The sequence below is a fragment of the Zooshikella ganghwensis DSM 15267 genome, assembly GCF_000428585.1.
In the GTDB taxonomy this organism is placed as follows: Bacteria; Pseudomonadota; Gammaproteobacteria; order Pseudomonadales; family Zooshikellaceae; genus Zooshikella; species Zooshikella ganghwensis.
Genome location: NZ_AUAF01000370.1, coordinates 1 through 1,451 on the forward strand (window position 1 = coordinate 1; position 1,451 = coordinate 1,451).

The 1,451-nt window shown below is 42.1% G+C and carries 3 protein-coding genes; all 3 read left to right on the top strand.

The annotated features are described in order from the left end of the window. Positions 1-77: 77 nt before the first annotated feature. A complete protein-coding gene (locus tag F607_RS32240; protein ID WP_268967660.1) occupies positions 78-557 on the top strand; it encodes an AzlC family ABC transporter permease in 480 nt (159 codons plus the stop codon). After that, a complete protein-coding gene (locus F607_RS0127035; protein ID WP_027710472.1) occupies positions 550-879 on the top strand; it encodes an AzlD domain-containing protein in 330 nt (109 codons plus the stop codon). Before F607_RS32240 ends, F607_RS0127035 begins: the two co-directional genes overlap by 8 nt. A gap of 111 nt (positions 880-990) precedes the next feature. Further along, the gene (locus tag F607_RS0127040) at positions 991-1,386 is read left to right on the top strand and encodes a hypothetical protein (RefSeq protein ID WP_027710473.1); all 396 of its coding nucleotides are present in this window, start codon (positions 991-993) and stop codon (positions 1,384-1,386) included. Positions 1,387-1,451: the final 65 nt, after the last annotated feature.

Genomic DNA, 1,451 nt, shown 5'->3' on the forward strand with positions numbered 1-1,451 from the left:
TGCTTATTACTGACTTAATTTACCCAAATAGACGTGCATAATACATCTTTGGTTGTATTATATGCTACCCCCTAGGAATCCATATAGAGCCAAACTTAAACTATCGCTGGCGAGCATTAATGGCATTTGGTCTTACTGATGAAACATTTGCTGTAGTATCAAGCCATTCAGCCAAAATCCAAAATATGCATCAACAGCAGTCTACTGCTGATCATTATTTATTAACCAATCAATACCAACATTGGTTGTACTTAGGCTCGATGTTTACCCTGTATTTTTGCTGGCAAATTGCTACTTTTCTCGGTCTCTACTTAGGCCAAACACTCCCAGCAATTGATCAGCTAGGCTTGGAAATCGCCATGCCAATTACCTTTATTGGCTTGCTTATTCCTCAGTTACGATCAACCCCAATGCTCGCCGCCGCGGTCAGTGCTGCCATCGTCGCCATAATTGGCCAACAATGGGCACATCAATTAGGACTTATTGCCGCTGCTGTAACAGGCGTATTGATGGGTATCAGCACCACTAAATTGCTGGAGGATAAACAACGTGTTTGAAGTACTATTAATCACGGGTATGTGTGCAGTAACCTACCTCATTCGTAGTTTACTTTTTTTAGCCGCCCAACAAGTTCGCTTATCAACCAATACGCAACAAGCGCTTAGCTTTGTACCTGTTGCTGTGCTCAGCGCTATTATTGCTCCAGCAATTTTGTCCACGAACCAGCATACACTGAATGTATCTATTCATAACCCAGCATTAATAGCTGCAATCGCCGCCATTGCTGTGGCCTGGTGGAGAAACTCTCTACTACTTACTTTAGTCGCAGGTATTAGTATTTTTATGTTGAGCCGTTGGGGGGTAGCAAGTTTTATCTAAATATCTTTGTGACACTTTAGCTATCTTGCTTTAACCGTCAATGTCACCAAAGTGTCATCTTCTATAGGCAAGATCAATTTAACGGGCAAGGAGCAAAGGGTTTTATCAAGGATGATCATTAACAAGGTCTGTAAATATACACTTAGTCTGGTATGTGGCTGGCTACTTACGTGCACACTGTCGTATGCTTCCGAGTGGCTGATATACAATGTGCAAGGTTATACACTAACAACTCAACACCAATTAAAAACCTTTTCAGCACTGCATGTCAGTGATGATAAAGTCAAAGCCACATACCAAAAAGCCAATCAGTGGCAACAGTTACCGGCTTCGGTTACCCGAGTGAACGGTCAAGGGTACGTTGTACTGCCAGGCTTAACAGATGCTCACGGTCACGTCCTTGGCCTTGGTTATAAAAAGCAAAACATTGACTTAACGGCCAGCCGCTCAAAACATGCGGCCCTGCAAAAAATAAAACAAGGCTCTATATGGATTCCTAGGGGGTAGCATATAATACAACCAAAGATGTATTATGCACGTCTATTTGGGTAAATTAAGTCAGTAATAAGCAA